Origin of the sequence: Citrobacter sp. Cpo126, from assembly GCF_030332445.1 — a bacterium.
Lineage (GTDB): Bacteria > Pseudomonadota > Gammaproteobacteria > Enterobacterales > Enterobacteriaceae > Citrobacter > Citrobacter portucalensis.
Window position 1 is genome coordinate 323,838 of record NZ_JAOWHT010000043.1, and the last position, 26,219, is coordinate 350,056.

General features: G+C 51.5%; 17 protein-coding genes. 6 read left to right on the forward strand and 11 right to left on the reverse strand.

The window, feature by feature from the left end; all coding sequences use genetic code 11:
* Positions 1-15 precede the first annotated feature (15 nt).
* The 4 genes from OGY17_RS22125 to glpA all read right to left on the reverse strand — a co-directional run bounded on the left by OGY17_RS22125 (position 16) and on the right by glpA (position 5,217).
* Positions 16-969 carry an Rpn family recombination-promoting nuclease/putative transposase gene (locus OGY17_RS22125; RefSeq protein ID WP_192463877.1) on the reverse strand — a complete coding sequence of 318 codons (954 nt, stop codon included), beginning with the start codon at positions 967-969 and terminating at the stop codon, positions 16-18.
* 183 nt (positions 970-1,152) lie between these two features.
* Positions 1,153-2,343, reverse strand: coding sequence for an anaerobic glycerol-3-phosphate dehydrogenase subunit GlpC (glpC, locus tag OGY17_RS22130; protein WP_204558315.1), 1,191 nt, complete (start codon positions 2,341-2,343; stop codon positions 1,153-1,155).
* Complete coding sequence (glpB, locus tag OGY17_RS22135; RefSeq protein ID WP_286608346.1) at positions 2,340-3,599, reverse strand: glycerol-3-phosphate dehydrogenase subunit GlpB; 1,260 nt, start codon at positions 3,597-3,599, stop codon at positions 2,340-2,342. Before glpB ends, glpC begins: the two co-directional genes overlap by 4 nt.
* A complete protein-coding gene (gene glpA, locus OGY17_RS22140; protein WP_286608348.1) occupies positions 3,589-5,217 on the reverse strand; it encodes an anaerobic glycerol-3-phosphate dehydrogenase subunit A in 1,629 nt (542 codons plus the stop codon). The genes glpB and glpA overlap by 11 nt, the downstream gene beginning before the upstream one ends.
* A gap of 270 nt (positions 5,218-5,487) precedes the next feature.
* On the opposite strand from glpA, the gene glpT reads away from it, so the two are divergent.
* Together glpT and glpQ are read left to right on the forward strand one after the other, a co-directional pair.
* Positions 5,488-6,846 carry a glycerol-3-phosphate transporter gene (glpT, locus tag OGY17_RS22145; RefSeq protein WP_003834677.1) on the forward strand — a complete coding sequence of 453 codons (1,359 nt, stop codon included), beginning with the start codon at positions 5,488-5,490 and terminating at the stop codon, positions 6,844-6,846.
* Between the two features lie 3 nt (positions 6,847-6,849).
* Positions 6,850-7,917, forward strand: coding sequence for a glycerophosphodiester phosphodiesterase (gene glpQ, locus OGY17_RS22150; protein WP_286608350.1), 1,068 nt, complete (start codon positions 6,850-6,852; stop codon positions 7,915-7,917).
* A 61-nt stretch (positions 7,918-7,978) separates the two neighbouring features.
* On the opposite strand, the gene OGY17_RS22155 is transcribed toward glpQ, so the two are convergent.
* Positions 7,979-8,857, reverse strand: coding sequence for a LysR family transcriptional regulator (locus tag OGY17_RS22155; RefSeq protein WP_057066394.1), 879 nt, complete (start codon positions 8,855-8,857; stop codon positions 7,979-7,981).
* Between the two features lie 160 nt (positions 8,858-9,017).
* Between OGY17_RS22155 and OGY17_RS22160 the strand changes: the two genes are divergently transcribed.
* Positions 9,018-10,208, forward strand: a complete 1,191-nt coding sequence (locus OGY17_RS22160; RefSeq protein WP_048234859.1) for an MFS transporter — start codon at positions 9,018-9,020, stop codon at positions 10,206-10,208.
* A 3-nt stretch (positions 10,209-10,211) separates the two neighbouring features.
* On the opposite strand, the gene yfaE is transcribed toward OGY17_RS22160, so the two are convergent.
* The 4 genes from yfaE to ubiG all read right to left on the reverse strand — a co-directional run bounded on the left by yfaE (position 10,212) and on the right by ubiG (position 15,140).
* The gene (gene yfaE / locus OGY17_RS22165) at positions 10,212-10,466 is read right to left on the reverse strand and encodes a ferredoxin-like diferric-tyrosyl radical cofactor maintenance protein YfaE (RefSeq protein WP_003027609.1); all 255 of its coding nucleotides are present in this window, start codon (positions 10,464-10,466) and stop codon (positions 10,212-10,214) included.
* Positions 10,466-11,596, reverse strand: a complete 1,131-nt coding sequence (gene nrdB, locus OGY17_RS22170; RefSeq protein WP_003834668.1) for a class Ia ribonucleoside-diphosphate reductase subunit beta — start codon at positions 11,594-11,596, stop codon at positions 10,466-10,468. Before nrdB ends, yfaE begins: the two co-directional genes overlap by 1 nt.
* Before the next feature lie 110 nt (positions 11,597-11,706).
* Complete coding sequence (gene nrdA, locus OGY17_RS22175; RefSeq protein WP_003834667.1) at positions 11,707-13,992, reverse strand: class 1a ribonucleoside-diphosphate reductase subunit alpha; 2,286 nt, start codon at positions 13,990-13,992, stop codon at positions 11,707-11,709.
* A 419-nt stretch (positions 13,993-14,411) separates the two neighbouring features.
* The gene (ubiG, locus tag OGY17_RS22180) at positions 14,412-15,140 is read right to left on the reverse strand and encodes a bifunctional 2-polyprenyl-6-hydroxyphenol methylase/3-demethylubiquinol 3-O-methyltransferase UbiG (RefSeq protein WP_008785314.1); all 729 of its coding nucleotides are present in this window, start codon (positions 15,138-15,140) and stop codon (positions 14,412-14,414) included.
* Between the two features lie 158 nt (positions 15,141-15,298).
* On the opposite strand from ubiG, the gene gyrA reads away from it, so the two are divergent.
* Both gyrA and rcsC read left to right on the forward strand, forming a co-directional pair.
* Complete coding sequence (gene gyrA / locus OGY17_RS22185) at positions 15,299-17,938, forward strand: DNA topoisomerase (ATP-hydrolyzing) subunit A (protein WP_286608352.1); 2,640 nt, start codon at positions 15,299-15,301, stop codon at positions 17,936-17,938.
* A gap of 121 nt (positions 17,939-18,059) precedes the next feature.
* On the forward strand, positions 18,060-20,906 hold the full coding sequence (rcsC, locus tag OGY17_RS22190) for a two-component system sensor histidine kinase RcsC (RefSeq protein WP_286608354.1): 2,847 nt from the start codon (positions 18,060-18,062) through the stop codon (positions 20,904-20,906).
* A 118-nt stretch (positions 20,907-21,024) separates the two neighbouring features.
* Here the strand turns inward: rcsC and rcsB are convergent, their stop codons facing one another.
* Together rcsB and rcsD are read right to left on the reverse strand one after the other, a co-directional pair.
* Complete coding sequence (gene rcsB / locus OGY17_RS22195; RefSeq protein WP_003027592.1) at positions 21,025-21,675, reverse strand: response regulator transcription factor RcsB; 651 nt, start codon at positions 21,673-21,675, stop codon at positions 21,025-21,027.
* Positions 21,676-21,691: 16 nt separating this feature from the next.
* A complete protein-coding gene (gene rcsD, locus OGY17_RS22200; protein WP_286608356.1) occupies positions 21,692-24,361 on the reverse strand; it encodes a phosphotransferase RcsD in 2,670 nt (889 codons plus the stop codon).
* A gap of 737 nt (positions 24,362-25,098) precedes the next feature.
* Here rcsD and OGY17_RS22205 point away from each other — a divergent pair.
* Positions 25,099-26,208, forward strand: a complete 1,110-nt coding sequence (locus OGY17_RS22205; RefSeq protein WP_020996678.1) for a porin OmpC — start codon at positions 25,099-25,101, stop codon at positions 26,206-26,208.
* Positions 26,209-26,219: the final 11 nt, after the last annotated feature.

Consider the following 26,219-nt stretch of genomic DNA (forward strand, 5'->3'; position numbering starts at 1 on the left):
CCTTCCCAATCTGGCTCATGCGGTGGTATCGCCAGGCAATAGCCCGGTAATTAACTGAACTAAATCACGATCAATACCTTGTTCCAGCATTATGTGAGCGATACGTAAGGCTTCTTCTTGCGTACCTTTTTGCACCCCTTGTTCTAACCCTTTTTGCATTCCTTGTTCTAACCCTTGCTGTATCCCTTCTTGCAGTCCATTTTGGTGGCCTTCCTGCCTGAGTCTCTCTGCAATTGTCATCAGCTTCTCCTTGTGATGGGGGGATCGTTCGGCAACTTCGCGGATAAACTCGCTGACGCGAGAAACGTCGCCGTACCGTATCAGGTAATTAAATAGCGTTTGTAGCTGGCTGTCATTAGCAGTGCTTGTAACTAATAGCGAGACCAGGCGGTCCACTAACCCCATTAAATCACGATCGCGGATATGTTTTTGCATCAACTCAAGCAGCGCAACCCTGCGATGCTGCGCGATTTCATCGTCAGGTATTACGGTAATGTCGACCAGCGGAAAAGCCTCTGAATACAGTTGTCGCGCCAGTTGCGGATTATCAAATTCATCCAGCCAGTTGAGCGACCAGGGATAGGGAGTTTGTTGACCGTGATAAAATAACATGGGGATCACCAGCGGCAGCGTTTTATTCCCGGCATCAAGATGATGCTGCATCGCCGCGGTGGCATAACGCATCAGGCGAAATGCCATATGCGGTACCGCGGTACTCTGATGTTCAATAACACAATAAATATAGCCCTGACCTTCGCGGGTTTTTAGTGACCACACTACGTCGGAGTAGTATGCGCGGAGATCTTGTTCGATAAAACTGGTGGACTCCAGCTTCAGCGTTTGTAAATCACATATCTCACGTAATGCGATAGGAAGGTGTATATCCAGAAAATCCCGAGCCATCTCAGGGTAAGACATTATCTTTTTAAAAACGGCACCATGTGGTGTAGATGTAGTGGATTTAGCCATGGTAGTCCGTCACCAGAAAGAGAAGATGGCGTGACGGTATCCACTTTTAATATGCGCTGCATGCGGGAAATGGGTTCTTTGCGTGGGTGAATCAGAGATAAATACGTCCGACTGCAACGTATTCAATTAAGCGGAACGGGCTACGCAAAAATGCCCGGTAGCAAACGCCACCGGGCAACAGAGTTAACCTAACGCTTTGGCAAGCAGGGTGATAGGATGTTCGCAGCGTTTGCTTGTTGACATCTCAATCTGCCATTTACAGGTTTCGCAGTCGGTGACGACGATATCAGCGCCGCTTTCTTCAATTTGGCGGAATAACGGTGCGCCAATCGATTGTGATGTCGGGTAGTTTTCCTTTTTAAAGCCGTAAGTCCCGGCAATCCCGCAACACTGAGAATCCAGCACCGTCAGCTCCAGCCCTGGAATTTGTCGCAGTAGCTCCAGCGTATAGAGCGTCCAGCCCATTTTCTCCATGTGACATGGCGTGTGATAGACCACCTTCAGCGGCAGCGTTTTCAGCGGCAGCGTTTTACCTTCATCCAGCTTGCGCCACAGCCAGCGGGTTGCCAGTTCAATGTGTTCACGCAGGCCTGAGTTGTCGACATCCAGCACTTCCGGATATTCATCACGTAGCGCAAAGGTACAGGTTGATGAGGTGGCGATCACCGGAATGCCTTTGCCATCAATCGCCTCCCTGAGTGAGGCCACGTTGCTTACTGCCTGCTTACGCGCTTTATCGGTGAAACCGTTGGCAATCAGCGGCACGCCACAGCATTTCTCTTTACTCAGCAGTTGCACGCCAGTACCCATCGCATTCAACACCTTGATCAGGTCTTTGCCGAGCTGGGGATGGTTGTAATTCACAAAGCAGCCGTGGAAAAAGGCGACCTGTTCCTGATACTGCGCCTGCTGTGCGGCAACGCTGCGATACCAGCGGCGGAAGGTGCCAAAGGAGTACTTCGGCAGCGTACGGCGATGATCGATTTTTAACGCGTAATCCAGCAACTGACGCACCGGTTTTAATGAGGTGGCGGTATTCACTATTGGGGCGAAGGGGGTGGATACGCTGCCCATTAAATCGGTATGACTTAAGACAAAGTTACGCAACGATGGGCGCGTCGTGTCGTATTTGGCGCGCGCGCGCTGGATGATATCGCCGATTTTCACGTCTGACGGACAGGCCACTTCGCAGCGTTTACAGTTGATGCAGTATTTCAGCGCGTCGTCATATAGCGCGCCATCTTTCAGGCGCAGACGTTCACCGTCCGGGCCGGCCTGCTTAGGGCCCGGGTAGCTCGGATTGACGCGGCTTACCGGGCAGGCGGTGGTGCACACCGTACATTTGATACAACTTTCAAAACGTGTGTCGCTCATTGCTGTCCTCCTGCACGTTTCGCAATATGATGCGCGGCATGTAAGGCGCTAACTGCGCACACGCCGCCTCCGCAACCCTGGGCGATAGGGTCGAATCCGCCGAGGACGGAACCGATGGCATACATGTTCTCTATCGTTTTTCCCGCCAGTGATGGACGCAATGCGGTATCGGTTGTTACGCCAAACTGTTGCCACGGTTGTGGATTGAAAACATCACGCTGATACCACTCGGCGCGGGTAGCTGTTTGCTGTACATCCAGTCCCAGGATTGGTTCGTGGATTGCCTCACGCGTGGCGACCAGCCCGCTGCTGAAGAAACTGCCGCTGGCGAGCACGGCGAAACGTGGCCGCAAGGGGATATCGGCATGATTTCGGGTCCAGATTTCGCTGACCACGCCATCCTGACAGGTGATTTTTTTCACTTCATCACCCGGCATCCACACACCGCCCTGGCGCACAAACTGGCGCTGTAATTTGTTGTGCAAACGCATGCCCAGTACCGAAGGTGGTAGGGTCGGTAACAGTGTCAGCGAGCAGGGGAGGCGCTCGTTAAGCCACTGCCAGAGCCGCTCATCGGCCAGACCAAAGCATGCCGGCATGATTATCATGTCGCAGGTTTTTGCCATTGGCAGCAATGCGTCATAGAGCAGCGACCATTTATCTTCGTTATCCAGCAGGCGCGCAATATTAACGGCACGAAACTCGGTTGGGTTATCACGCAGGACATCCAGCTCCGGTAGCTCGATTTCTGCCGTCTCGACGCTGAGATTGCGTTGGCGTAATGACGCCGCGGCGAGATGCGCCTGAAAATCCAGTAACCCGCTAATCCCTACAACGCAGATACGCTGCGCGGACAGCGGCCAGACCGGCACTTCCGGGGAACTTAACCAGGTTGAGCGCAGGGTGCCCAGCGGGGTAACACGTTGATGTGCCTGATGCACTTTGCCCTGCAAATGCGTTCCGCATTCTTCCAGTAAATTTTGCGCCTGTTGGGCCAGTTCCAGAACGTTCTGCGTTCCGATGGTGCTATACGGATGTGCGGGTGCCTGAGTGCGCAGCGCATTCAAACCCGCTTCTATATCCGTCACCGGCTGACCATCGGGTAAGCTGCTGAGCAAATCCAGTGAGCCGGAGGAAAAATGCAGGGCGCTTTGGCCGCGGGTAACAATCGTGCAGCGCAGTCCGCTTTTTTGCAGTTGCAGGCCACATAGCAGTCCGGCGAGGCCGCCGCCGATAATGACGGTATCAAATTTCATCCTGGTGCTCCTTTTCCAGACCACACAACCCTTGATAAACCCAGCGCGTGAATTCGCTTTCGCGCAGCGCATCTCCCCAGGCGATAGGCTGCACGCCTTTCCAGCGTTCGTTGAGGAAGTCGGAAAGCTGGGTAATGGACTGCGCTGCGGTAGTGACATTGAAACGTTGCAGCAAACCTGCGGCGCGACAGGCACACAATTCGCCCTGGCAGGTCCCCATTCCAACACGGGTACGGCGACGCAAATCGAGCAGGCTGTTGACGGTTAAATTCTCGACGGCGTATTGCACTTCGCCTGCGGTGACTGCTTCGCATTCACAGACCAGACTGCGGTGCTGGCGGCCTTCGCTAAGCCACGCAGGGGTGCGATCGCCGTGACGGTAGACCGCCGAGCCGCGCAGTGGAGCTGGCAATGAGATCACGCGTTTAAGCGTATGCTCGGTAGATTCCTGTGAGCCAGGCAGCGCGGTGTCTGCCGTTGTGCAAGGCTGGGTATTGCCCAGCTTACGGCAAACGGCATCGGTGGCCCATTCCGCCATCAGGCGGTAGGTCATCAGTTTGCCGCCGGTAATGGTGATAAACCCTTCCAGTCCGTCACGTTCAGCGTGATCAAACAGTACAATCCCACGGCTGACGTTACGACCGCTTGGGTCGTCGTCGCTAGCCACCAGCGGGCGTACGCCAGAATAGGCGCGTAAAATGCGCGTTTTCGCCATAATCGGCGCCAGCTTCTCGCCTTCACGCAGCAGAATATCGACCTCTTCTGCGGTGACGCGGTTGCTGTCGATATCGTCGTAATCAATGTGCTGTGAGGTGGTACCGATCAGTGAAATGGTATCGCCAGGCACCAGAATATCGGCGTCAGAGGGCTTACGGCAGCGGTTAATGACATGCTGGTTAATGCGATGATCCATAATCAGCAACGAACCTTTGGCCGGGAACATACGGATGCTCAGATCGGCATATTCCGCAATGCGTTGACCCCAGATCCCAGCGGCGTTGACGACAACCGGTGCATGCAGGGACTGTATTTCGCCTGTCAGATGATTGCGCACGTTAACGCCGCAAACCGTTGCGCCTTCGCGGATCAGTCCCGTCACTTCATGCGCCGTTAAGATAACCGCGCCATGCTCACGCGCATCCAGCATGTTAGCTGCTGTTAAGCGGAAAGGATCGACCGTGCCGTCTGGTACTTTTACTGCACCAATCAGCTGTGGATTCACAGAAGGTTCGATAATACGTGCCTGCTGAGGGTCAATCGCTTCTGCGCGAATCCCCGCCGCTTCACAGGCGCGAATAAAGGTGGCCTGGAAGGAAAGCTCATCCTCCGGCAGAGTAATAAACAGACCGTCCGTTGGCTCAACGCAATGACGGGCGATACGTTTCAGAATTTGGTTTTCGCTGATGCACTCACGGGCAGATTCAGCGTCGGTGACGGCGTAGCGTGCACCGCTGTGCAGCAGGCCGTGGTTGCGTCCGGTCGCACCTGTGGCGATATCGTGGCGTTCCACTAAGATGACGCGCAACCCGCGCAGCGCACAGTCACGTGCGATCCCTGCACCTGTTGCTCCTCCACCAATGATAATCACGTCACTTGCTTGCGAGTCGCGAGTTTTCATTGTTTTTCCTCACAGTTCGTTTTTTATCATTTAGCCACATAAAAAACATGGATTGTTTGATTTCGCGCATAATCGCTCATTATTCGAAAATGAAACGTGATTTCGTGCGCCTTTATGAACATTTGTCATAAATCTGTAACAATATGTGCTGCGTTTCACATTTTTGTTATGTATCTTTCCTTAACATCGCGGCCACACTGGGAGCGGTAGGGTAGTAATGACGAACTGCAGTGTTTACTTCGAATGAAAGACGGCCACGGAGGCTACACTATGTTGAGCATTTTTAAACCAGCGTCACACACGGCGCGTTTACCTGCAGCGGAGATCGACCCGACATATCGTCGATTACGTTGGCAGATTTTTCTGGGGATTTTCTTTGGTTATGCCGCGTACTATCTGGTACGTAAGAACTTTGCCCTTGCGATGCCGTATCTGGTTGAACAAGGTTTCTCGCGTGGCGATCTGGGTTTTGCGTTGTCCGGTATCTCCATTGCTTACGGATTTTCGAAATTCATCATGGGGTCCATTTCGGATCGCTCGAATCCGCGCGTTTTCCTGCCAGCCGGTCTGATACTGGCCGCCGCTGTGATGTTGTTCATGGGCTTTGTGCCGTGGGCGACATCGAGCATTGCTATTATGTTTGTGCTGCTGTTCCTCTGCGGATGGTTCCAGGGGATGGGCTGGCCGCCGTGTGGCCGTACCATGGTGCACTGGTGGTCGCAGAAAGAGCGTGGAGGCATTGTTTCCGTCTGGAACTGTGCGCATAACGTGGGTGGCGGTCTGCCTCCGCTGTTGTTCCTGCTGGGTATGGCCTGGTTCAATGACTGGAAAGCGGCGCTGTATATGCCTGCTTTCGGTGCGATCGTCGTCGCGCTGATTGCTTTTGCCCTGATGCGTGATACACCGCAGTCCTGTGGTCTGCCGCCTATCGAAGAGTATAAGAACGACTATCCGGACGATTACACCGAGAAAGCGGAAGAAGAGCTGACTGCGAAGCAGATCTTCATGCAGTACGTACTGCCGAACAAACTGTTGTGGTACATCGCTATCGCCAACGTGTTTGTTTATCTGCTGCGCTACGGCATCCTGGACTGGTCACCAACCTACCTGAAAGAAGTGAAGCATTTCGCACTGGACAAATCATCCTGGGCCTACTTCCTGTATGAGTATGCGGGTATTCCGGGCACGCTGCTGTGCGGCTGGATGTCGGATAAAGTCTTCCGTGGTAACCGTGGCGCTACCGGCGTGTTCTTTATGACGCTGGTAACTATTGCGACCATCGTTTACTGGATGAACCCGGCAGGCAACCCGAACGTGGATATGGCTTGTATGATCATCATCGGCTTCCTGATCTACGGCCCGGTAATGTTGATTGGTCTGCACGCGCTGGAACTGGCACCGAAAAAAGCGGCGGGAACGGCGGCTGGCTTTACCGGTCTGTTCGGTTATCTCGGCGGTTCTGTGGCCGCGAGCGCCATTGTTGGCTACACCGTTGACTTCTTCGGTTGGGACGGCGGCTTTATGGTGATGATTGGCGGTAGCGTGCTGGCGGTTATTCTGCTGGTAGTCGTCATGATTGGTGAAAAACGCCATCACGAAGAGATGGAACTGAAGCGTAACGGGGGCTAATAGATGAAAACCACATTGAAAAGTCTCAGCGTGGCGCTGATGCTCACAGGTATGGTGGTCAGCAGCGCGGCGGTTGCCGCAGATAAAATCGTGATTGCGCATCGTGGCGCCAGCGGTTATCTGCCGGAGCATACGCTGCCAGCAAAGGCGATGGCCTATGCCCAGGGGGCGGATTATCTGGAGCAGGATTTGGTTATGACCAAGGATGACCATCTGGTCGTCCTGCATGACCACTATCTTGACCGCGTCACCGATGTTGCCGAGCGTTTTCCGGATCGTGCGCGTAAAGATGGGCGTTACTACGCCATCGACTTTACGCTGGATGAAATTAAATCGCTGAAATTCACCGAAGGCTTCGATATCGAAAATGGCAAAAAGGTCCAGACCTACCCAGGGCGCTTCCCGATGGGTAAATCTGATTTCCGCGTGCACACGTTCGAAGAAGAGATTGAGTTTGTTCAGGGATTAAATCATTCCACCGGTAAAAACATCGGTATTTACCCGGAAATGAAAGCGCCGTGGTTCCATCACCAGGAAGGGAAGGACATTGCGGCTAAAACGCTGGAAGTACTGAAAAAGTACGGGTATACCGACAAGAACGACAAGGTCTATCTACAGTGTTTTGATGTTGCAGAGTTGAAGCGCATTAAAAATGAACTGGAACCGAAGATGGGGATGGATCTCAATCTGGTACAGTTGATTGCGTACACTGACTGGAATGAAACCCAGGAGAAAAAGCCGGACGGTAGTTGGATTAATTACAACTACGACTGGATGTTTAAACCGGGTGCCATGAAGCAGGTTGCGCAGTATGCGGACGGCATTGGGCCGGACTATCACATGCTGATTGATGAGAAGTCGAAGAAGGGCAATATCTCGTTAACTGGCATGGTGCAGGACGCACATCAGAATAAGATGGTTGTGCATCCTTATACCGTTCGCGCCGATCAACTGCCGGATTACACCACTGACGTAAACCAGCTGTATGACATTCTTTATAACAAGGCGGGCGTGGACGGGCTGTTCACCGACTTCCCCGACAAAGCAGTGAAATTCTTGAATAAAGAGTGATGGCGTAAGGCCTGTGATGCACCTCCGGTCACAGGCCTTAATGGATGAAACGTTTTAACTGCTAGATAAGGCCGTCTGCTGTCAACGTTTCCATACATGCCTGCAGGAGAAATAAAGGGCTGCCGTCCACCGGCGGCTCTTTTGCCAGTAAGGATATCTGTCGATAGAACGTCGGTTCCAGCGGGACTGAGCGTACTTTCCCACCAACCGCCTTCAGCGTTAATTCCGGTAATAACGCTATACCCAGCCCCTGACGAATAAAGCTCATCGCGGTATCCGGATGGTTAAACTCGTATTTAATGACCGGTTCAATTCCCTTCTCTTTAAATAGCGCCATGATGCTTAATTCATAGCGACCTTTGCTGATAATGAGCGGTTCTCCAACCAGTTGTTCCACTGAAATCGTTCTATTGGCCGCCAGCGGATGGCTTTCAGGAACTACAACGGTAAATTTGTCGCGATACACCGGTACGCAGTACATGCCATTTACCGGGAAATGTACAAATCCCGCATCGATATCCCCACTGCGCAGGGAATCAACGATTGCCGTGCTGTTTTCTTCATAAGGGATAATTTTGATATGCGGGTGGTGCTGCTCGAAGTGGTGGATGATACCGGGCAAAATACAGGCACAGGCGCTGGGAAAGCAGCCGATTCGCAGGGTTCTGGCCGGGTTTTGTCGCTCTTGCTCGGCAATCTCTTTCACCGCGTTGGTTTCAGACACGATCGTCCGCAGGTGTGAAACGATCCGACTCCCGGCCGGACTAAGTTGAATGTCTTTGCGGCGTTCGCGGATAAGAATATCAACCCCTAGTTCTTCCTCTAGCGCTGAAATTGCCTGGCTAACGGCGGATTGGGTCATGTACAGCCGCTTGCTGGCTTCGGTAAAACCACCGTACTCAAGTACGGCAAGCAGGGCGTGGATCTGGGTTAATGTCATTAGCTCTCTCTAATCAATAATATTAAAACTATTAATTTCTCTAATATAATGGACCTGTTTATACTTGCGGTCTACCGTAAAATCACACTTCGACGCACCTGTCCGTAGTTCAGTTGAGCTGAGCGTTGCCTGCGTGCGCCGTCTGGACAGGTTGTCGAATATGAAAGAAAAACTGTGGACGAAAGATTTTTGGGCAATAACGATAATCAGCTTTATTATATTTTTTGTTTTTTATGTCCTGCTCACGCTGTTGCCGATCTATATTTCGGATCGCCTGCATGCCACTCCAGATAAGGCCGGATTATTAGTCACCTTCTTTTTGGGGGCCGCAATTGTTGTGCGCCCGTTTGCGGGACAATGGGTAGGAAAATATTCGAATAAAACAATTCTGGTGCTCTCTTCTCTGGCCTTTTTGGTGGTCACTGCGCTGTATCCTGTTTGCCACTCAATTGAATCACTGCTGTTGATTCGGGTGCTTCATGGTGTAACGTTTGGCGTTATTACCACGGTAAAAGGAACGATTTCCGCGCGGTTGATACCGGCCTCCCGACGTGGGGAGGGCATCAGTTTTTTCTCGTTAGCCATGGGACTGGCAATGGTTGTGGGGCCGTGGGTAGGGCTGAACATGGCTCGCTGGGAAGCTTTTACCACTGCATTCTGGCTGTGTAGCGCGGTTGCCGTACTGGGTATTATCCTGTCATTGATTGTCGCCGTACCGCCGGTTATCCGTCATGCTGACGGCTCAAAACCGAAGCTGGGATTTGCTGCTATGTTTGATCGCGCCGCACTGCCTTTCGCGATGGTGACGTTTTTCATGACCTTTTCCTACGCGGGCGTTTCCGCTTTTCTCGCACTGTATGCGCGCGAGCTCGATCTGATGGCCGCCGCCAGTAATTTCCTGTTGTGTTATGCCATTTGCCTGATGATCTGTCGAACCTTTACCGGCAATGTTTGTGATAAAAAAGGGCCGAAATACGTGGTCTATCCGTGTTTGCTGGCTTTCACCGTCGGGCTGGTGGCGCTTGGCTATACTAACGGCAGCATTATGATGATTATTTCCGGTGGATTAATTGGCATCGGTTATGGTTCGGTCACACCCGTATTTCAGACACAAATTATTAGTTCGGTGGAACCCCATAAAATTGGTATCGCCAATTCGCTGTTTTTCAATGCGATGGATGCAGGAATGGCAATCGGCGCGTTTATCATGGGGATGATGGTCGAGGGTGTGGGATATCGGGCGATTTATCTGGTGGGTGCGCTGCTGGTGGTACTGGCCGGGGCGCTGTATATCATGCAGATGAAAAAACGCGGAGACGTGGTACTGGTCTCCGCGCATGAAGTTCACTAAACACTATAACTCTATTTCAATATCGCCTTTTGCCCGGCAACAGCACGGTAATATTTCACCGGGCTGAATGAAGGCCAGCGGTTCTGCAATCCAGTCAACCTGTCCCGCCACCAGGCGGGTACGGCAGGAGCCGCAGTAGCCTTCACGACACTGATATTCGACTTCAACATCGTGCGACTCGAGCGCGGCAAGCAGGGAAGGGTGTTCATCCTGGCACAGCAACTGCGTGCCAGAGATGCGCAGAGTCACGCGGCCCATCAGAGCTGGAAGTTACTCAGATCGTCAGTATCGACTTCGGCATCGATCTGGCCGACCAGATAAGAGCTGACTTCCACTTCTTGCGGCGCAACCTGGACGTTGTCAGACACCAGCCAGGTATTGATCCAAGGGATCGGGTTAGAACGTGTCTGGAATGGCAGATCGAGTCCAACAGCCTGCATACGGATGTTGGTGATGTACTCAACGTACTGGCACAGAATGTCTTTGTTCAGGCCAATCATTGAGCCATCACGGAACAGATAGTCCGCCCACTCTTTTTCCTGCAGCGCGGCCTGTACGAACAGGTCGTAGCACTCTTGTTTGCACTCTTCGGCAATTTCCGCCATCTCCGGATCGTCCACGCCGCTGCGCAGCAGGTTCAGCATATGCTGAGTACCGGTCAGGTGCAGGGCTTCGTCGCGGGCGATCAGACGAATAATTTTCGCGTTGCCTTCCATCAGTTCACGTTCGGCGAAGGCGAAAGAGCAGGCGAAGCTGACATAAAAGCGGATCGCTTCCAGCGCGTTCACGCTCATCAGGCACAGATACAGCTTCTTCTTCAGCTCACGCAGGTTTACGACAACCGTTTTACCATTAACGGTATGCGTACCTTCACCGAGCAAATGCCAGTAGCTGGTCATCTCGATCAATTCGTCGTAGTAGCTGGAGATGCCTTCTGCGCGTTTCTGGATTTGCTCGTTGGTGACGATATCGTCAAACACCACCGCCGGATCGTTAACAATATTACGGATGATGTGGGTGTAAGAGCGGGAGTGGATCGTTTCAGAAAACGCCCACGTTTCCACCCAGGTTTCCAGTTCAGGGATCGAGATTAACGGCAGCAGCGCGACGTTAGGACTACGTCCCTGAATGGAGTCCAGCAGCGTCTGATACTTCAGGTTGCTGATGAAGATATGTTTTTCATGTTCCGGCAATGCCTGGAAGTCGATACGATCGCGAGAAACATCGACTTCTTCCGGACGCCAGAAGAAAGAGAGCTGCTTTTCGATCAGTTTTTCAAAGATGTCATATTTTTGCTGATCGTAGCGGGCGACGTTCACCGGCTGGCCGAAGAACATCGGTTCCAGAAGCTGATCATTTTTCGTCTGTGAAAAAGTGGTGTATGCCATTGATGTGAATCCTGTCTGGAATGTACTGCCGGATGCGCTTTGCTTATCCGGCCTACAATACCGCGAATTAATTTGTAGGCCGGGTAAGCGTTACGCCACCCGGCAAAAGATTAAATCTTACATGCGCCGCTTTCGCAGCCATCGTCCTGAATGGACGGTACCAGATCGTCCTGAGAGTCTTCCGCACCGTCACGGGTGTTCTGATAATACAGCGTTTTGACACCAAATTTGTAGGCGGTGAGCAGGTCTTTCAGCAACTGCTGCATCGGTACTTTTCCGGACGGGAAGCGCGACGGATCGTAGTTGGTGTTGGCGGAAATCGACTGATCGATAAATTTCTGCATGATGCCTACCAGCTGCAGATAGCCGTCGTTGTTTGGCATTTCCCACAGCAGTTCGTATGCGTCGTGCAGGTGTTCGTAGTCCGGCACGACCTGACGCAGAATCCCATCTTTCGATGCTTTGATGCTCACGTAACCGCGTGGCGGTTCAATGCCGTTGGTGGCGTTGGAGATCTGCGAAGAGGTCTCGGACGGCATCAGGGCTGACAGCGTGGAGTTACGCAGGCCGTGAGTCTTGATAGATTCACGCAGCTGTTCCCAGTCCATATGCAGCGGTTCGTTAGCGATAGCATCAAGATCTTTTTTATAGGTATCAATCGGCAGAATACCTTTCGCATAGGTGGTTTCGTTAAACCATGGGCATGCGCCTTGCTCTTTTGCCAGCTCGTTAGAAGCCTTCAGCAGGTAATATTGAATCGCTTCAAAGGTTTTGTGAGTCAGGTTATTGGCGCTGCCGTCAGAGTAGCGTTTACCGTTTTTCGCCAGCCAGTAAGCGTAGTTGATCACGCCAATACCCAGCGTACGACGACCCATCGCACCGCGTTTGGCGGCCGGAATCGGATAATCCTGGTAATCGAGCAGCGCATCCAGCGCACGTACCGCCAGTACAGCCAGCTCTTCCAGTTCGTCCAGACTTTCGATAGCGCCCAGGTTAAATGCGGACAGCGTACACAGTGCAATTTCGCCGTTTTCATCGTTAACGTCGGTAAGCGGTTTGGTTGGCAGGGCGATTTCCAGGCACAGGTTGGACTGGCGTACCGGCGCGACAACCGGATCAAACGGGCTATGGGTGTTGCAGTGGTCAACGTTCTGAATGTAGATACGACCGGTCGAGGCACGTTCCTGCATCATCAGTGAGAACAGCTCAACCGCTTTCACGCGCTGTTTGCGGATGCTGTCGTCGTTTTCATATTGGGTGTACAGACGCTCGAACTCATCCTGATCGGCGAAGAACGCGTCATACAGACCCGGGACGTCGGACGGGCTAAACAGGGTGATGTCGCCGCCTTTCAGCAGACGGGTGTACATCAGCTTGTTGATCTGTACGCCATAGTCCATGTGACGAACGCGGTTGCCTTCGACGCCACGGTTGTTTTTCAGGACCAGCAGGCTTTCAACTTCCAGGTGCCACATTGGGTAGAACAGCGTGGCTGCACCACCGCGTACGCCACCCTGAGAGCAGGATTTCACCGCAGTCTGGAAATGCTTGTAGAACGGAATACAGCCGGTGTGGAACGCTTCACCGCCGCGAATCGGGCTACCCAGCGCACGGATGCGACCAGCGTTAATGCCGATACCGGCACGCTGAGAAACGTATTTCACAATTGCGCTGGAGGTTGCGTTGATGGAGTCCAGGCTGTCGCCGCACTCGATTAGTACGCAGGAGCTGAACTGACGCGTTGGGGTACGCACGCCGGACATAATTGGCGTCGGCAGCGAGATTTTGAACGTAGAAACGGCGTCGTAGAAACGTTTTACATATTGCAGACGTGTTTCACGCGGATAGTTAGAGAACAGGCAAGCCGCTACCAGAATGTAGAGGAACTGTGCGCTTTCATAGATCTCACCGGTAACACGGTTTTGCACCAGATATTTACCTTCCAACTGCTTCACCGCAGCGTAGGAGAAGGTCATATCACGGTCGTGTACGATGAACGAGTCCATCTGCTTGAACTCTTCTTCCGTGTAGTCTTCCAGCAGATGATTGTCGTATTTGCCCATTTCAACCATTTTCACGACATGGTCGAACAGCTTTGGCGGTTCAAACTCACCGTACGCTTTTTTACGCAGATGGAAAATCGCCAGACGGGCAGCCAGATATTGATAATCCGGCGCTTCGCGGGAGATCAGGTCGGCGGCTGCTTTGATGATTGTTTCATGGATGTCGGAGGTCTTGATTCCGTCATAAAACTGAATGTGGGAGCGCAGCTCGACCTGAGAAATCGATACGTTATTCAGTCCTTCTGCCGCCCAATCCAGAACTCGGTGGATTTTGTCGAGATTGATGCGCTCTGTACTACCATCACGCTTTGTCACCAGCAGACTCTGATTCATGTGGTTTTTTACCTGTCCGTGAAAGAAAAAATATCCCCCATATTATCCACAGAGTCATGTTGTGACTAAGTCTGTGGATAAATACTATATGTAGGGGTTGTTTGATAAAATAGACGCTATATGGTGAGTATTCTAGTAGGGATTCTTTTCAGCACAAGAGTTGATTTTGAGGTTAAATTGAGGTTGCAAAAGGGTGATAATCGCTAAGTGCGCGTCTTATAAGGCCTGGCGGGGATGTCAATAATTGAGAAAAAAAATAGAAAATTTGATCGAGTGCTGATTTCTTCATCTAAGGCAAGGAAAGTTCTTATGATCTGGCACAGGATTTGTAGGCCTGATAAGCGAAACGTCATCAGGCATGGTTCCAGTAAGCATGCCGGATGGCGGCGTTGCACGCTTTATCCGGCCTACAGGAGCGGTTAATCAACTTTGGCGGTGGTATGTACCATATAGTTCACATCAACGCCCGGGCCAAGTTTGAAGGTGTTGGTGATGGGGTTGTAATGCAGGCCGGTCATATGACGCTCTTTCAGCACGGTCTGGTCTACCCACTCTAATAATTCAGCAGGCTTAATAAACTTTTTCACATCGTGCGTGCCTTTCGGCACCATGCGCAGAATATATTCCGCTCCGACCACCGCCATCAGCCAGGATTTGCCGTTGCGGTTAAGCGTGGAGAAAAATACTTCGCCACCCGGTTTGACCAGCCTGGCGCAAGCTCTGACCACTGACTGTGGGTCTGGCACGTGCTCCAGCATTTCCATGCAGGTGACAACGTCATACTGATGTGCATGCTTTTCCGCATGCTCTTCGACGGTTTCTTGTACGTACTCTACCTGGATACCGCTTTCCAGTGCATGCAGTTTTGCTACCTGCAGCGGTTCAAAACCCATGTCCAGTCCGGTGACGGTGGCACCTTCGCGCGCCATACTCTCCGCCAGAATACCGCCGCCGCATCCGACGTCGAGTACCTTTTTACCAAACAGGCCGCCTGAGCGCTCAGTAATATAGCCCAGACGTAGTGGGTTAATGCGGTGCAGCGGCTTAAATTCACCCTCAAGATCCCACCAGCGTGACGCGACTGCTTCAAACTTGGCAATTTCTTCATGGTCAACGTTGTGAGCTACCGGAGGTTTTTCGGCATTCATTGGGGCTTCTACTCCTAAATTTGCGATGCAAATGAGTATATCAGCCTGACGGGATGAATAAAGCCTCTGTCTGGGGGAATCCATTTACCTGAATCTGCACGGATGTGTTATAATTTGCGACCTTTGAATCCGGGATACAGTAGAGGGATAGCGGTTAGATGAGCGACCTTGCGAGAGAAATTACACCGGTCAACATTGAGGAAGAGCTGAAGAGCTCCTATCTGGATTATGCGATGTCGGTCATTGTTGGCCGTGCGCTGCCGGACGTCCGAGATGGCCTGAAACCGGTTCACCGTCGCGTACTTTACGCCATGAACGTATTGGGCAACGACTGGAATAAAGCCTATAAAAAATCTGCCCGTGTCGTTGGTGACGTAATCGGTAAATACCACCCTCATGGTGATACCGCCGTTTACGACACCATTGTTCGTATGGCGCAGCCATTCTCCTTGCGCTATATGCTGGTAGATGGTCAGGGTAACTTTGGTTCTGTCGATGGCGACTCCGCAGCGGCGATGCGTTATACGGAAATCCGTATGTCGAAAATCGCCCATGAGCTGATGGCTGACCTGGAAAAAGAAACGGTTGATTTCGTCGACAACTATGACGGCACCGAACAAATTCCTGACGTCATGCCGACCAAAATTCCTAACCTGCTGGTGAACGGTTCGTCCGGTATCGCGGTAGGTATGGCGACCAACATTCCGCCGCACAACCTGACCGAAGTGATCAACGGCTGTCTGGCATATATTGACGATGAAGACATCAGCATTGAAGGGCTGATGGAACATATTCCGGGTCCGGACTTCCCGACTGCCGCGATCATCAACGGTCGTCGTGGTATCGAAGAAGCCTACCGTACCGGTCGTGGCAAAGTGTACATTCGCGCACGCGCGGAAGTCGAAGCGGATGCCAAAACGGGTCGCGAAACCATCATCGTTCACGAAATTCCGTATCAGGTAAACAAAGCGCGCCTGATTGAGAAAATCGCCGAGCTGGTAAAAGACAAACGCGTTGAAGGCATCAGCGCGCTGCGTGACGAGTCTGACAAAGACGGTATGCGCATCGTGATTGAAGTGAAACGTGATGCGGTCGGGGAAGTGGTTCTGAACAACCTCTATTCCCAGACCCAACTGCAGGTTTCCTTCGGTATCAACATGGTTGCATTGCACCATGGCCAGCCGAAGATCATGAACCTGAAAGATATTATTGCCGCGTTCGTACGTCACCGCCGTGAAGTCGTAACCCGTCGTACTATCTTTGAACTGCGTAAAGCCCGCGACCGTGCGCACATCCTTGAAGCGCTGGCGATTGCGCTGGCGAACATCGATCCGATCATCGAACTGATCCGCCGCGCGCCGACCCCGGCTGAAGCGAAAGCTGCGCTGGTTGCGCGTCCGTGGGAACTGGGCAACGTTTCCGCCATGCTGGAACGTGCCGGTGATGACGCCGCGCGTCCTGAATGGCTGGAGCCGGAATTTGGCGTGCGTGACGGTCAGTACTATCTGACTGAACAGCAGGCCCAGGCGATTCTGGATCTGCGTTTGCAGAAACTGACCGGCCTTGAGCACGAAAAACTGCTCGACGAATACAAAGAGCTGCTGGAACAGATCGCTGAACTGCTGCACATTCTGGGCAGCGCCGATCGTCTGATGGAAGTTATCCGTGAAGAGATGGAGCTGATTCGTGAACAGTTCGGTGACGCTCGTCGTACCGAAATCACCGCGAACAGCGCTGACATCAACATCGAAGATCTGATTAGCCAGGAAGATGTTGTCGTAACCTTGTCTCATCAGGGCTACGTGAAATATCAGCCGTTAACCGATTACGAAGCGCAGCGTCGTGGCGGTAAAGGTAAATCAGCAGCGCGCATTAAAGAAGAAGACTTTATTGACCGCCTGCTGGTGGCCAACACCCATGACACGATCCTCTGCTTCTCCAGCCGTGGTCGTTTGTACTGGATGAAGGTCTATCAGTTGCCGGAAGCAAGCCGTGGCGCACGCGGACGTCCAATCGTCAACCTGCTGCCGCTGGAAGCTAACGAACGTATTACCGCAATTCTGCCAGTACGTGAGTACGAAGAGGGCGTGAACGTCTTCATGGCAACCGCCAGCGGTACCGTGAAGAAAACGGCGCTGACCGAGTTCAGCCGTCCACGTTCTGCCGGTATTATTGCGGTTAACCTGAACGAAGGCGACGAACTGATTGGTGTAGATCTGACATCCGGCAGTGACGAAGTCATGTTGTTCTCTGCGGCAGGTAAAGTGGTGCGCTTTAAAGAAGATGCTGTCCGTGCAATGGGTCGTACCGCGACAGGTGTACGCGGTATCAAGCTGGCGGAAAAAGATAGCGTGGTATCGCTGATCGTTCCGCGCGGTGAAGGTGCGATCCTGACCGTTACTCAGAACGGTTACGGTAAACGTACGGCGGCGGAAGAGTATCCGACCAAGTCTCGTGCGACCCAGGGCGTTATCTCCATCAAGGTTACCGAGCGCAACGGTTCCGTTGTTGGCGCAGTGCAGGTTGAAGATACCGACCAGATCATGATGATCACCGACGCAGGTACGCTGGTACGTACTCGCGTGTCGGAAATCAGCGTGGTAGGGCGTAATACCCAGGGTGTGATCCTTATCCGTACTGCGGAAGACGAAAACGTCGTGGGTCTGCAACGCGTTGCTGAACCGGTTGATGATGAAGAGCTCGATTCCATCGACGGAAGCGCAGCTGAAGGTGACGAGGATATCGCACCTGAAGCGGAAAGCGATGATGATGCAGCAGCGGATGACGCTGACGAGTAATTAAGACGCTATAAAAAGGGCCGGAGAAATCCGGCCCTTTTTTTAATGGCATTGCGACAAAAGACATTTACCGCTACCTTAACCACACTCTATTAATGCCCTGAGGCGGAGCTTCGCCCCTTTGAAATACCTTGCTTCCGTTCATTCAACCCTAAAAGTTTCACGCTACCTGTTCAGAGCGTTGGCGCTCGTTATCTGGTGTCTGATTGCGTTCACCTCCGTGTTCTACATTGTGAATGCGCTGCACCAGCGAGAGTCTGAGATCCATCAGGAACTTAATCTCAGCTCCGATCAGGCCCAGCGCTACATTCAGCGCACATCTGATGTCATTAAAGAGCTGAAATATATTGCCGAGAATCGCTTAACGGCAGAAAACGGTGTGATGTCGCTGCGGGCGCGAGATGATAAAACCGTCGTGCCTAATTTTGAGCCGCTGTTTGCCGACTCCGACTGTTCTGTAATGGGCAACGCCTGGCGAGGTTCTCTGGAATCACTGGCATGGTTTATGCGCTACTGGCGCGACAACTTTTCCGCCGCCTATGATTTAAATCGAGTGTTCCTGATTGGCAGCGACAACCTCTGTATGGCCAATTTCGGCTTGCGTGATATGCCTGTCGAACGTGACGAGGCCCTGAAGGCGTTGCATGAGCGCATTATTAAGTATCGCAATGCTACGCAAGATGAAAACGGCAACAACTTGTTCTGGATCAGCCAGGGGCCGCGTCCGGGAGTAGGGTATTTCTATGCGCTGACGCCGGTTTACCTCGCCAATCGCCTCCAGGCGCTGTTGGGCGTAGAGCAGCCTATTCGCATGGAGAATTTCTTCACGCCGGGCAGCTTACCGATGGGTGTGACCATCCTCGACGAAAATGGGCATGCGCTAATTTCTCTCACTGGCCCTGAAGGGAATATTAAGGCTGAGCCCCACTGGATGCAGGAACGCTCCTGGTTTGGCTACACGCCGGGTTTCCGCGAGCTGGTGTTGAAGAAGAATCTGCCTCCGTCCTCCCTGAGCATCGTGTACTCCGTTCCGGTCGATCTGGTGCTGGAGCGGATCCGCATGATGATCCTGAACGCTATCTTGTTGAACGTGCTGGTTGGCGCGGCATTGTTTATGCTCACGCGCATGTATGAACGGCGCATTTTTATTCCAGCGGAAAGCGATGCTCAGCGGCTGGAAGAACATGAGCAGTTTAACCGTAAAATCGTAGCTTCTGCGCCGGTGGGTATTTGTATTCTGCGCACGATGGATGGGATTAACATCCTGAGTAACGAACTGGCGCACACCTATCTGAACATGCTGACGCATGAAGACCGTCAGCGGTTAACGCAAATTATTTGCGGCCAACAGGTCAATTTTGTTGATGTACTAACCAGCAACAATACCAATCTGCAAATCAGCTTTGTGCACTCGCGCTATCGCAATGAAAACGTGGCAATTTGTGTCCTGGTTGATGTCAGTGCGCGCGTTAAAATGGAAGAGTCGTTGCAGGAGATGGCGCAGGCGGCGGAACAGGCTAGCCAGTCCAAATCGATGTTCCTTGCGACGGTGAGCCATGAGCTACGTACACCGCTATATGGCATTATCGGTAACCTTGATTTGTTGCAAACCAAAGAGTTACCGAGTGGGGTGGATCGTCTGGTAACGGCGATGAATAACTCTTCCAGCCTGCTGCTGAAAATTATCAGCGATATTCTCGACTTCTCAAAAATTGAATCTGAACAGCTGAAGATTGAGCCGCGAGAGTTTTCACCGCGTGAAGTCATGAACCATATTACGGCTAACTATTTGCCGCTGGTGGTCCGCAAGCAGTTGGGGTTGTACTGCTTTATCGACCCGGATGTGCCCGTGGCGCTGAATGGCGATCCGATGCGTTTACAACAGGTGATTTCTAATCTGCTGAGTAACGCAATCAAGTTTACCGATACCGGTTGTATTGTGCTGCACGTGCAGTGCAGCGGCGACTACCTGAGCATTCGAGTGCGTGATACCGGTGTAGGGATCCCTGCCAAAGAGGTGGTTCGGTTGTTCGATCCTTTCTTCCAGGTGGGGACTGGCGTACAGCGTAATTTCCAGGGAACGGGACTCGGTTTGGCGATTTGTGAAAAACTGATCAGCATGATGGATGGGGATATTTCCGTCGATTCCGAGCCGGGAATGGGGAGTCATTTTACGCTGCGTATTCCGCTTTATGGCGCACAGTATCCGTTGAAAAAGGGTGTAGAAGGATTGGCTGGCACGCGTTGCTGGCTGGCAGTACGCAATGCGTCACTGTACCAATTTCTCGAATCCAGCCTGACGCGTAACGGGATGACGGTGCTGCGATATGAGGGACAACAGCCCGATGCGGATGACCTGCTGGTGGCCGACGATGTGCTGGAACAGGCCTGGCAGGGACGGGCAGCGGTAATTTTCTGCCGCCGCCATATTGGCATTCCGCTGGAAAGAGAGCCTGGAGAATGGGTACACAGCGTGGCGTCACCGCACGAACTGCCTGCGCTGTTGGCGCATATCTACAGTGTAGAGCTGGGGAGTGAAGATCTCTCCACGGCGTTGCCAGCCCCGGATAAAGCCGGTGCGACGAACGATGACATGATGATCCTGGTTGTTGACGATCACCCTATCAACCGGCGCTTACTGGCCGATCAGCTGGGATCGTTGGGATATCAGTGTAAAACGGCGAATGACGGTGTGGATGCGCTCAACGTACTCAGCAAAAACCATATCGATATCGTGCTAAGTGACGTCAACATGCCAAATATGGATGGTTATCGCCTGACGCAGCGTATCCGCCAGCTAGGGTTAACGCTGCCTGTTGTGGGGGTAACGGCAAACGCGCTGGCCGAAGAGAAGCAGCGTTGTCTGGAATCAGGTATGGATAGCTGTCTGTCCAAGCCGGTGACCTTAGACGTATTGAAGCAAACGCTGGCGGTCTATGCGGAAAGAGTGAGAAAAACGCGGGGATAGGGGATAAAAGAGCCGGATGGCGGCGTTAGTCTTATCCGGCCTACGAAACGTGCACGATGCTGTTTATTCGTAGGCCTGATAAACGCAGCGCCATCAGGCATTTTGACGTGATAAAGAATTACTCTTTGTCTGACGGACTCAGCGTCACAGAGGAGAGGTAATTCAGCAGTGCGATATCGTTTTCCACACCGAGCTTCATCATTGCCGATTTTTTCTGGCTGCTGATGGTTTTAATGCTGCGGTTGAGCTTTTTAGCGATTTCAGTAACCAGGAAACCTTCGGCAAACAAGCGCAGAACTTCACTCTCTTTCGGTGACAGACGTTTGTCGCCATAGCCGCTGGCGCTGATTTTCTCCAGCAGACGAGACACGCTTTCCGGGGTAAATTTCTTACCTTTCTGCAGCGCGGCCAGCGCTTTTGGCAGGTCGGTTGGCGCGCCTTGTTTCAGTACGATCCCTTCAATATCGAGATCCAGTACCGCGCTCAGGATAGCCGGATTGTTGTTCATGGTCAGAACGATAATCGACAGGCTCGGGAAATGACGCTTGATATATTTAATTAACGTGATCCCATCACCGTATTTATCTCCCGGCATGGAGAGGTCGGTAATCAACACATGCGCATCCAACTTAGGCAAATTGTTGATCAGTGCAGTGGAGTCTTCAAATTCGCCGACAACATTTACCCACTCGATTTGCTCAAGTGATTTACGAATACCGAACAGTACAATCGGGTGGTCATCGGCAATAATTACGTTCATAGTGTTCATGTATTGGGCTACCTTGCTACAGCAAGCTCTTGACGTAAACGTCAATGTCGCTGATGTATTTTTCTATACCTGGAGCATCTTTCTCTTGAATAAGATGTTCCAGCGCTTCACATAACTGCTTGCCGGGTACCAGATTAAGCATGGCAAACACGCCTTTCAGGCGATGGGCCGTTTGGGCTAATGCAGCGAAATCGCTGATAGCCGCCTCAGTATACAACCTCTTAACATCATCCGGTACTGTGTCTACAAAGAGTGCGTAGTAACCACTGGCATGAAGTTCGGCGTTTTCATCTCCGCCGAGGGGGAGTTCCTGGAACTCTTCTTGTGCCAGCTGCTCTTCAATCAGCTCAAGGACAGCTTCCTGCATAGCATTGCTCATATTAAAGTTGACGCGCAGCTGACCGGGGCCAATTTTCCGTACGCCAGACTCATCATCGCTTAAAAGCAAGCCCGAGGCAGTAAGATTAGACGGATTATCTGTTAAAAAGAGATCATATTCTTGACTATTCAACCGTTCATCGGGCGTGATGCAGGTTGCCCCCCAGTTTTCCAGCTGACGTAATACAATGCTACGTACGTCATTTGAGGTGACATCAAGCATTACGCAGACGTCATCCAACAGGCGCTCTTCACTATCAGCATGTTGATCGTGCAGCGGCATTTTAACATGGACGATGTAACGTGTTCCAAGTTCTTCCCGTGCTTTAATATTCAGGTGTCCGCCAAGCTTGCGGGCTAACTGATCGCACAGCCAGAACGTCAGCGGGTTGGCTTTGCCATACCGATCGCCCTGCGTGTCATTAATGAATGGGAAATGGAGATTATCAACTTCATTTAATGTGACGCCTTCCCCGGTATCCAGAATGCGGAAGGTCAGGCGTTCGGCCTCTGACTCATCCTGGTCGACTTCCAGCGTGATTTTACCAATCTGCGTGGTGGTTACCGCATATTGGATCAACAGCAGCAAAATACGGCGCAAGGCATCGCGATCGCCACGGCGTTCGTCATGGGCGCTTAAGTGATTTTTAATCAGCAGTTGCAGCCCTTTACGCTTAATGGCCGGCAGAACCTCCGGAACCACGTCGTCAATTAATGCCTGCACGGAAAACAGTGTGGATTCACCTTTCCAGGCATCGTTCTCCAGCAGGTTGGCTAGCTGGATTTCGTCCACCATGCGCACCAGAACGTCGGCCTGATTGGCCAGTTTCTGGCTGTCTGGTGTATTGAGCGCGGCGGCATTAGCAGCCAGCGTTTTCGCGGGGTCTTTCAGCGCGCTGCCAATATTCTGCATAAAGGCCGCGCGGGCCTGCTGGTTTTTCTCATACAGCCGCTGTGCTTGTTTCAGTTTCTTATTGACCAGCACCTCGCGGTCCTGGTCACGAATGATAAAGATCTGCGTTCTCGGGGAGATCTGGCTGCGAAACAGTCTGATTTCATACAGTTCATTATTGATGGTGGCCTGAATCACTCCCTGATGCTGCTCTGCCATATTGGTGATGTTTTGCAGATTTAAATGCGGCAGCAGGTGGTCGGCAATTTTATTGCTGATTACCGTGCGGTTTGCTTCCTGATCGTGTACCAGTAATCCCAGCGGCAGAAGGGAAACAATCTCTTCATTGATTGCGCGCAGAACACGTAGCTCATTATTTGCCGCAAGATTTGGCGCCACTTCAGTCGAACGGGCAGGGAGGTGGCGAAAGGTGGTATAACCAAACAGCGCCAGGGCCAGCAATGCGATGTTCAATAACAGCGGCAGCAGAATGTTTTGCAGCGTATCCAGCAGCAAGGAGCCAAATGGAACTTGCCATACCAGTCGCATATCCGTTGAATTCAGCGCTGAAGAGATTTCAATCTTGCCATTGTTGAAGCTGATACTGACGCTGTCTGGTGACTCTTTTTCAGTAACATGCTCGGTTGTTGAGGTGGCATCAGGTTCCAGATGGAAACCGTCCAACGGCATCCCGGGAGGGATCAGGTCATTAATGGGGAGGTCAAAGGCGACAACGGTGGCCAAATGCCCTGGCTGATTAAAGGTCGTACGTAGCGTGAAGTAATGTCCGTTCTGCCAGACCTGGCGGCGCAAAGAAGAGAAGCTTTCACGCTCATCCAGCGCATTAGCCTGTTGCAGCATTTCAGCGCGTCGGGAATCGACAATATTCCCAATCGTCGATTCTTTAAAACCGGAGGTAAGATCTTTCAGTGGTAACGTTGAGATTAGGATCAGGCTGTTATCCTGACCATTCAGGTAATACATTGACCATGGGACATTCTCCGCGCCCCACAGCGTATCCAGATACGTTGAAATGCGCTGGGTCATTTCCAGTGTAGAACTGTCATGCGAGCCGAAAATCAGCGCTTCAGTCTTTCTGCGGGGTTTCTCAAGATAATAGATATCTTGTTTCAGACGCGTTTCCTGTAGCCCATCTGCGCCTGGTGAACTGGTTGTAGCGGCAATATTGTCATAGATTTGCCAGGTCACGTATCGCCAGGTATCGACCCTTTTATGAATGGCATGGGTAATATCGACAATCTGATAACTCTTATCCTTTAGCCAGGTGTTGACGGCGCTCTGGACCATAACACCCATCATCACCAACAGCACAACGATCAGTAATAAGAAGAAACGGGTAATACTTCCTGGTAACAGGGAGAATCGGGTGGAAACCGTTGTGTCAGACTGACTCATTCGTGTTTATGACCTGTTAAACGACGCGAAAGATGAAAGGGCAGTATAAAGGGTAATGTATGAATTACCACACTTACACCGCGCCGCCTGGCCTGCATTCTTTGCGCCTGATTTTGTTGCAGTCATGGCGGTGCAAAGGTGTACAGTGGATAAAGGTGGGTACAAATATTCGTACGGAATGTATACATTTAGCATTAAATAACAAGAAATTATTTATCAAACTTATATCTGATCGTGACGCCCGAGATAGTTAATAGTCGTTATAGTTTTTCATCGGTAGCACAGAAAGGTAAGCTTTGTGTAAAGAAGGGTAAAAAAAAACCGAACGCTGAGCATTCGGCTGAAATAGGGGTAAACAGACATTCATAAATGAATGACGGTAATAAATAAAGTTAATGATGATAGCGGGTCTATTTTAGTTGCGAGTGAAGATTTTGTTTTGTCATTCAGTGCTATAAGATGTTTTTGTATAATGCATTGATTTTAAAGAAAATTGAAATGATTCTTGATTATTTGTGCTTATTTCGACTGTTTTTTGATTTTAAAAAAGTTCCCTTGTATTAACATTTAGAAACATCTATGCCGATAAATGAAACACCTTAAAAGTTTTAGTATCATATTCGTGTTGGATTATTCTGTGTTTTTGCGGAGAATGAAGTTGCCGACTGGTTAATGACCTTAATCAGTATGCAGTGGCATAAAAAAGCAATAAAGGCATATAACAGAGGGTTAATAACATGAAAGTTAAAGTACTGTCCCTCCTGGTACCAGCACTGCTGGTAGCAGGCGCAGCGAATGCGGCTGAAATTTATAACAAAGACGGCAACAAATTAGATCTGTACGGTAAAGTCGACGGTCTGCACTATTTCTCTGATGACTCTTCTAAAGATGGTGATCAGACCTATATGCGTATCGGCTTCAAAGGCGAAACTCAGGTTAACGACCAACTGACCGGTTACGGCCAGTGGGAATACCAGATTCAGGGTAACGCGCCTGAGTCTGAGAACAACTCCTGGACTCGTGTGGCGTTTGCGGGTCTGAAATTCGCTGACGTAGGCTCTTTCGACTACGGTCGTAACTACGGCGTAGTTTACGACGTAACGTCCTGGACCGACGTTCTGCCAGAATTCGGCGGCGACACCTACGGTTCTGACAACTTCATGCAGCAGCGTGGTAACGGCTTCGCGACCTACCGTAACACCGACTTCTTCGGTCTGGTTGATGGCCTGAACTTTGCCCTGCAGTACCAGGGTAAAAACGGTAGCCCGGAAGGCGAAGGTATGACTGGTGTGACCGGCAACGGTCGTGATGCACTGCGTCAGAATGGCGACGGCGTTGGTGGATCAATCACTTATGATATCGGTGAAGGCTTCGCGCTGGGTACTGCAGTCACCAGTTCTAAACGTACTGACGAGCAGAACAAGCTGAACTTCGGTACCGGCGACCGTGCTGAAACCTACACTGGTGGTCTGAAATACGACGCGAACAACGTGTACCTGGCAGCACAGTACACCCAGACCTACAACGCAACGCGTGCAGGCTCTCTGGGCTGGGCTAACAAAGCACAGAACTTTGAAGCTGTTGCACAGTACCAGTTCGACTTCGGTCTGCGTCCGTCCGTGGCTTACCTGCAGTCCAAAGGCAAAGACCTGAACAATGGCCTCACCAACTACGGCGACCAGGATATCCTGAAATATGTTGATGTTGGCGCGACCTACTACTTCAACAAAAACATGTCCACCTATGTTGATTACAAAATCAACCTGCTGGATGACAACCAGTTCACTCGTGATGCTGGCATCAGCACCGATGACATCGTAGCACTGGGTCTGGTTTACCAGTTCTAATCTACATTATG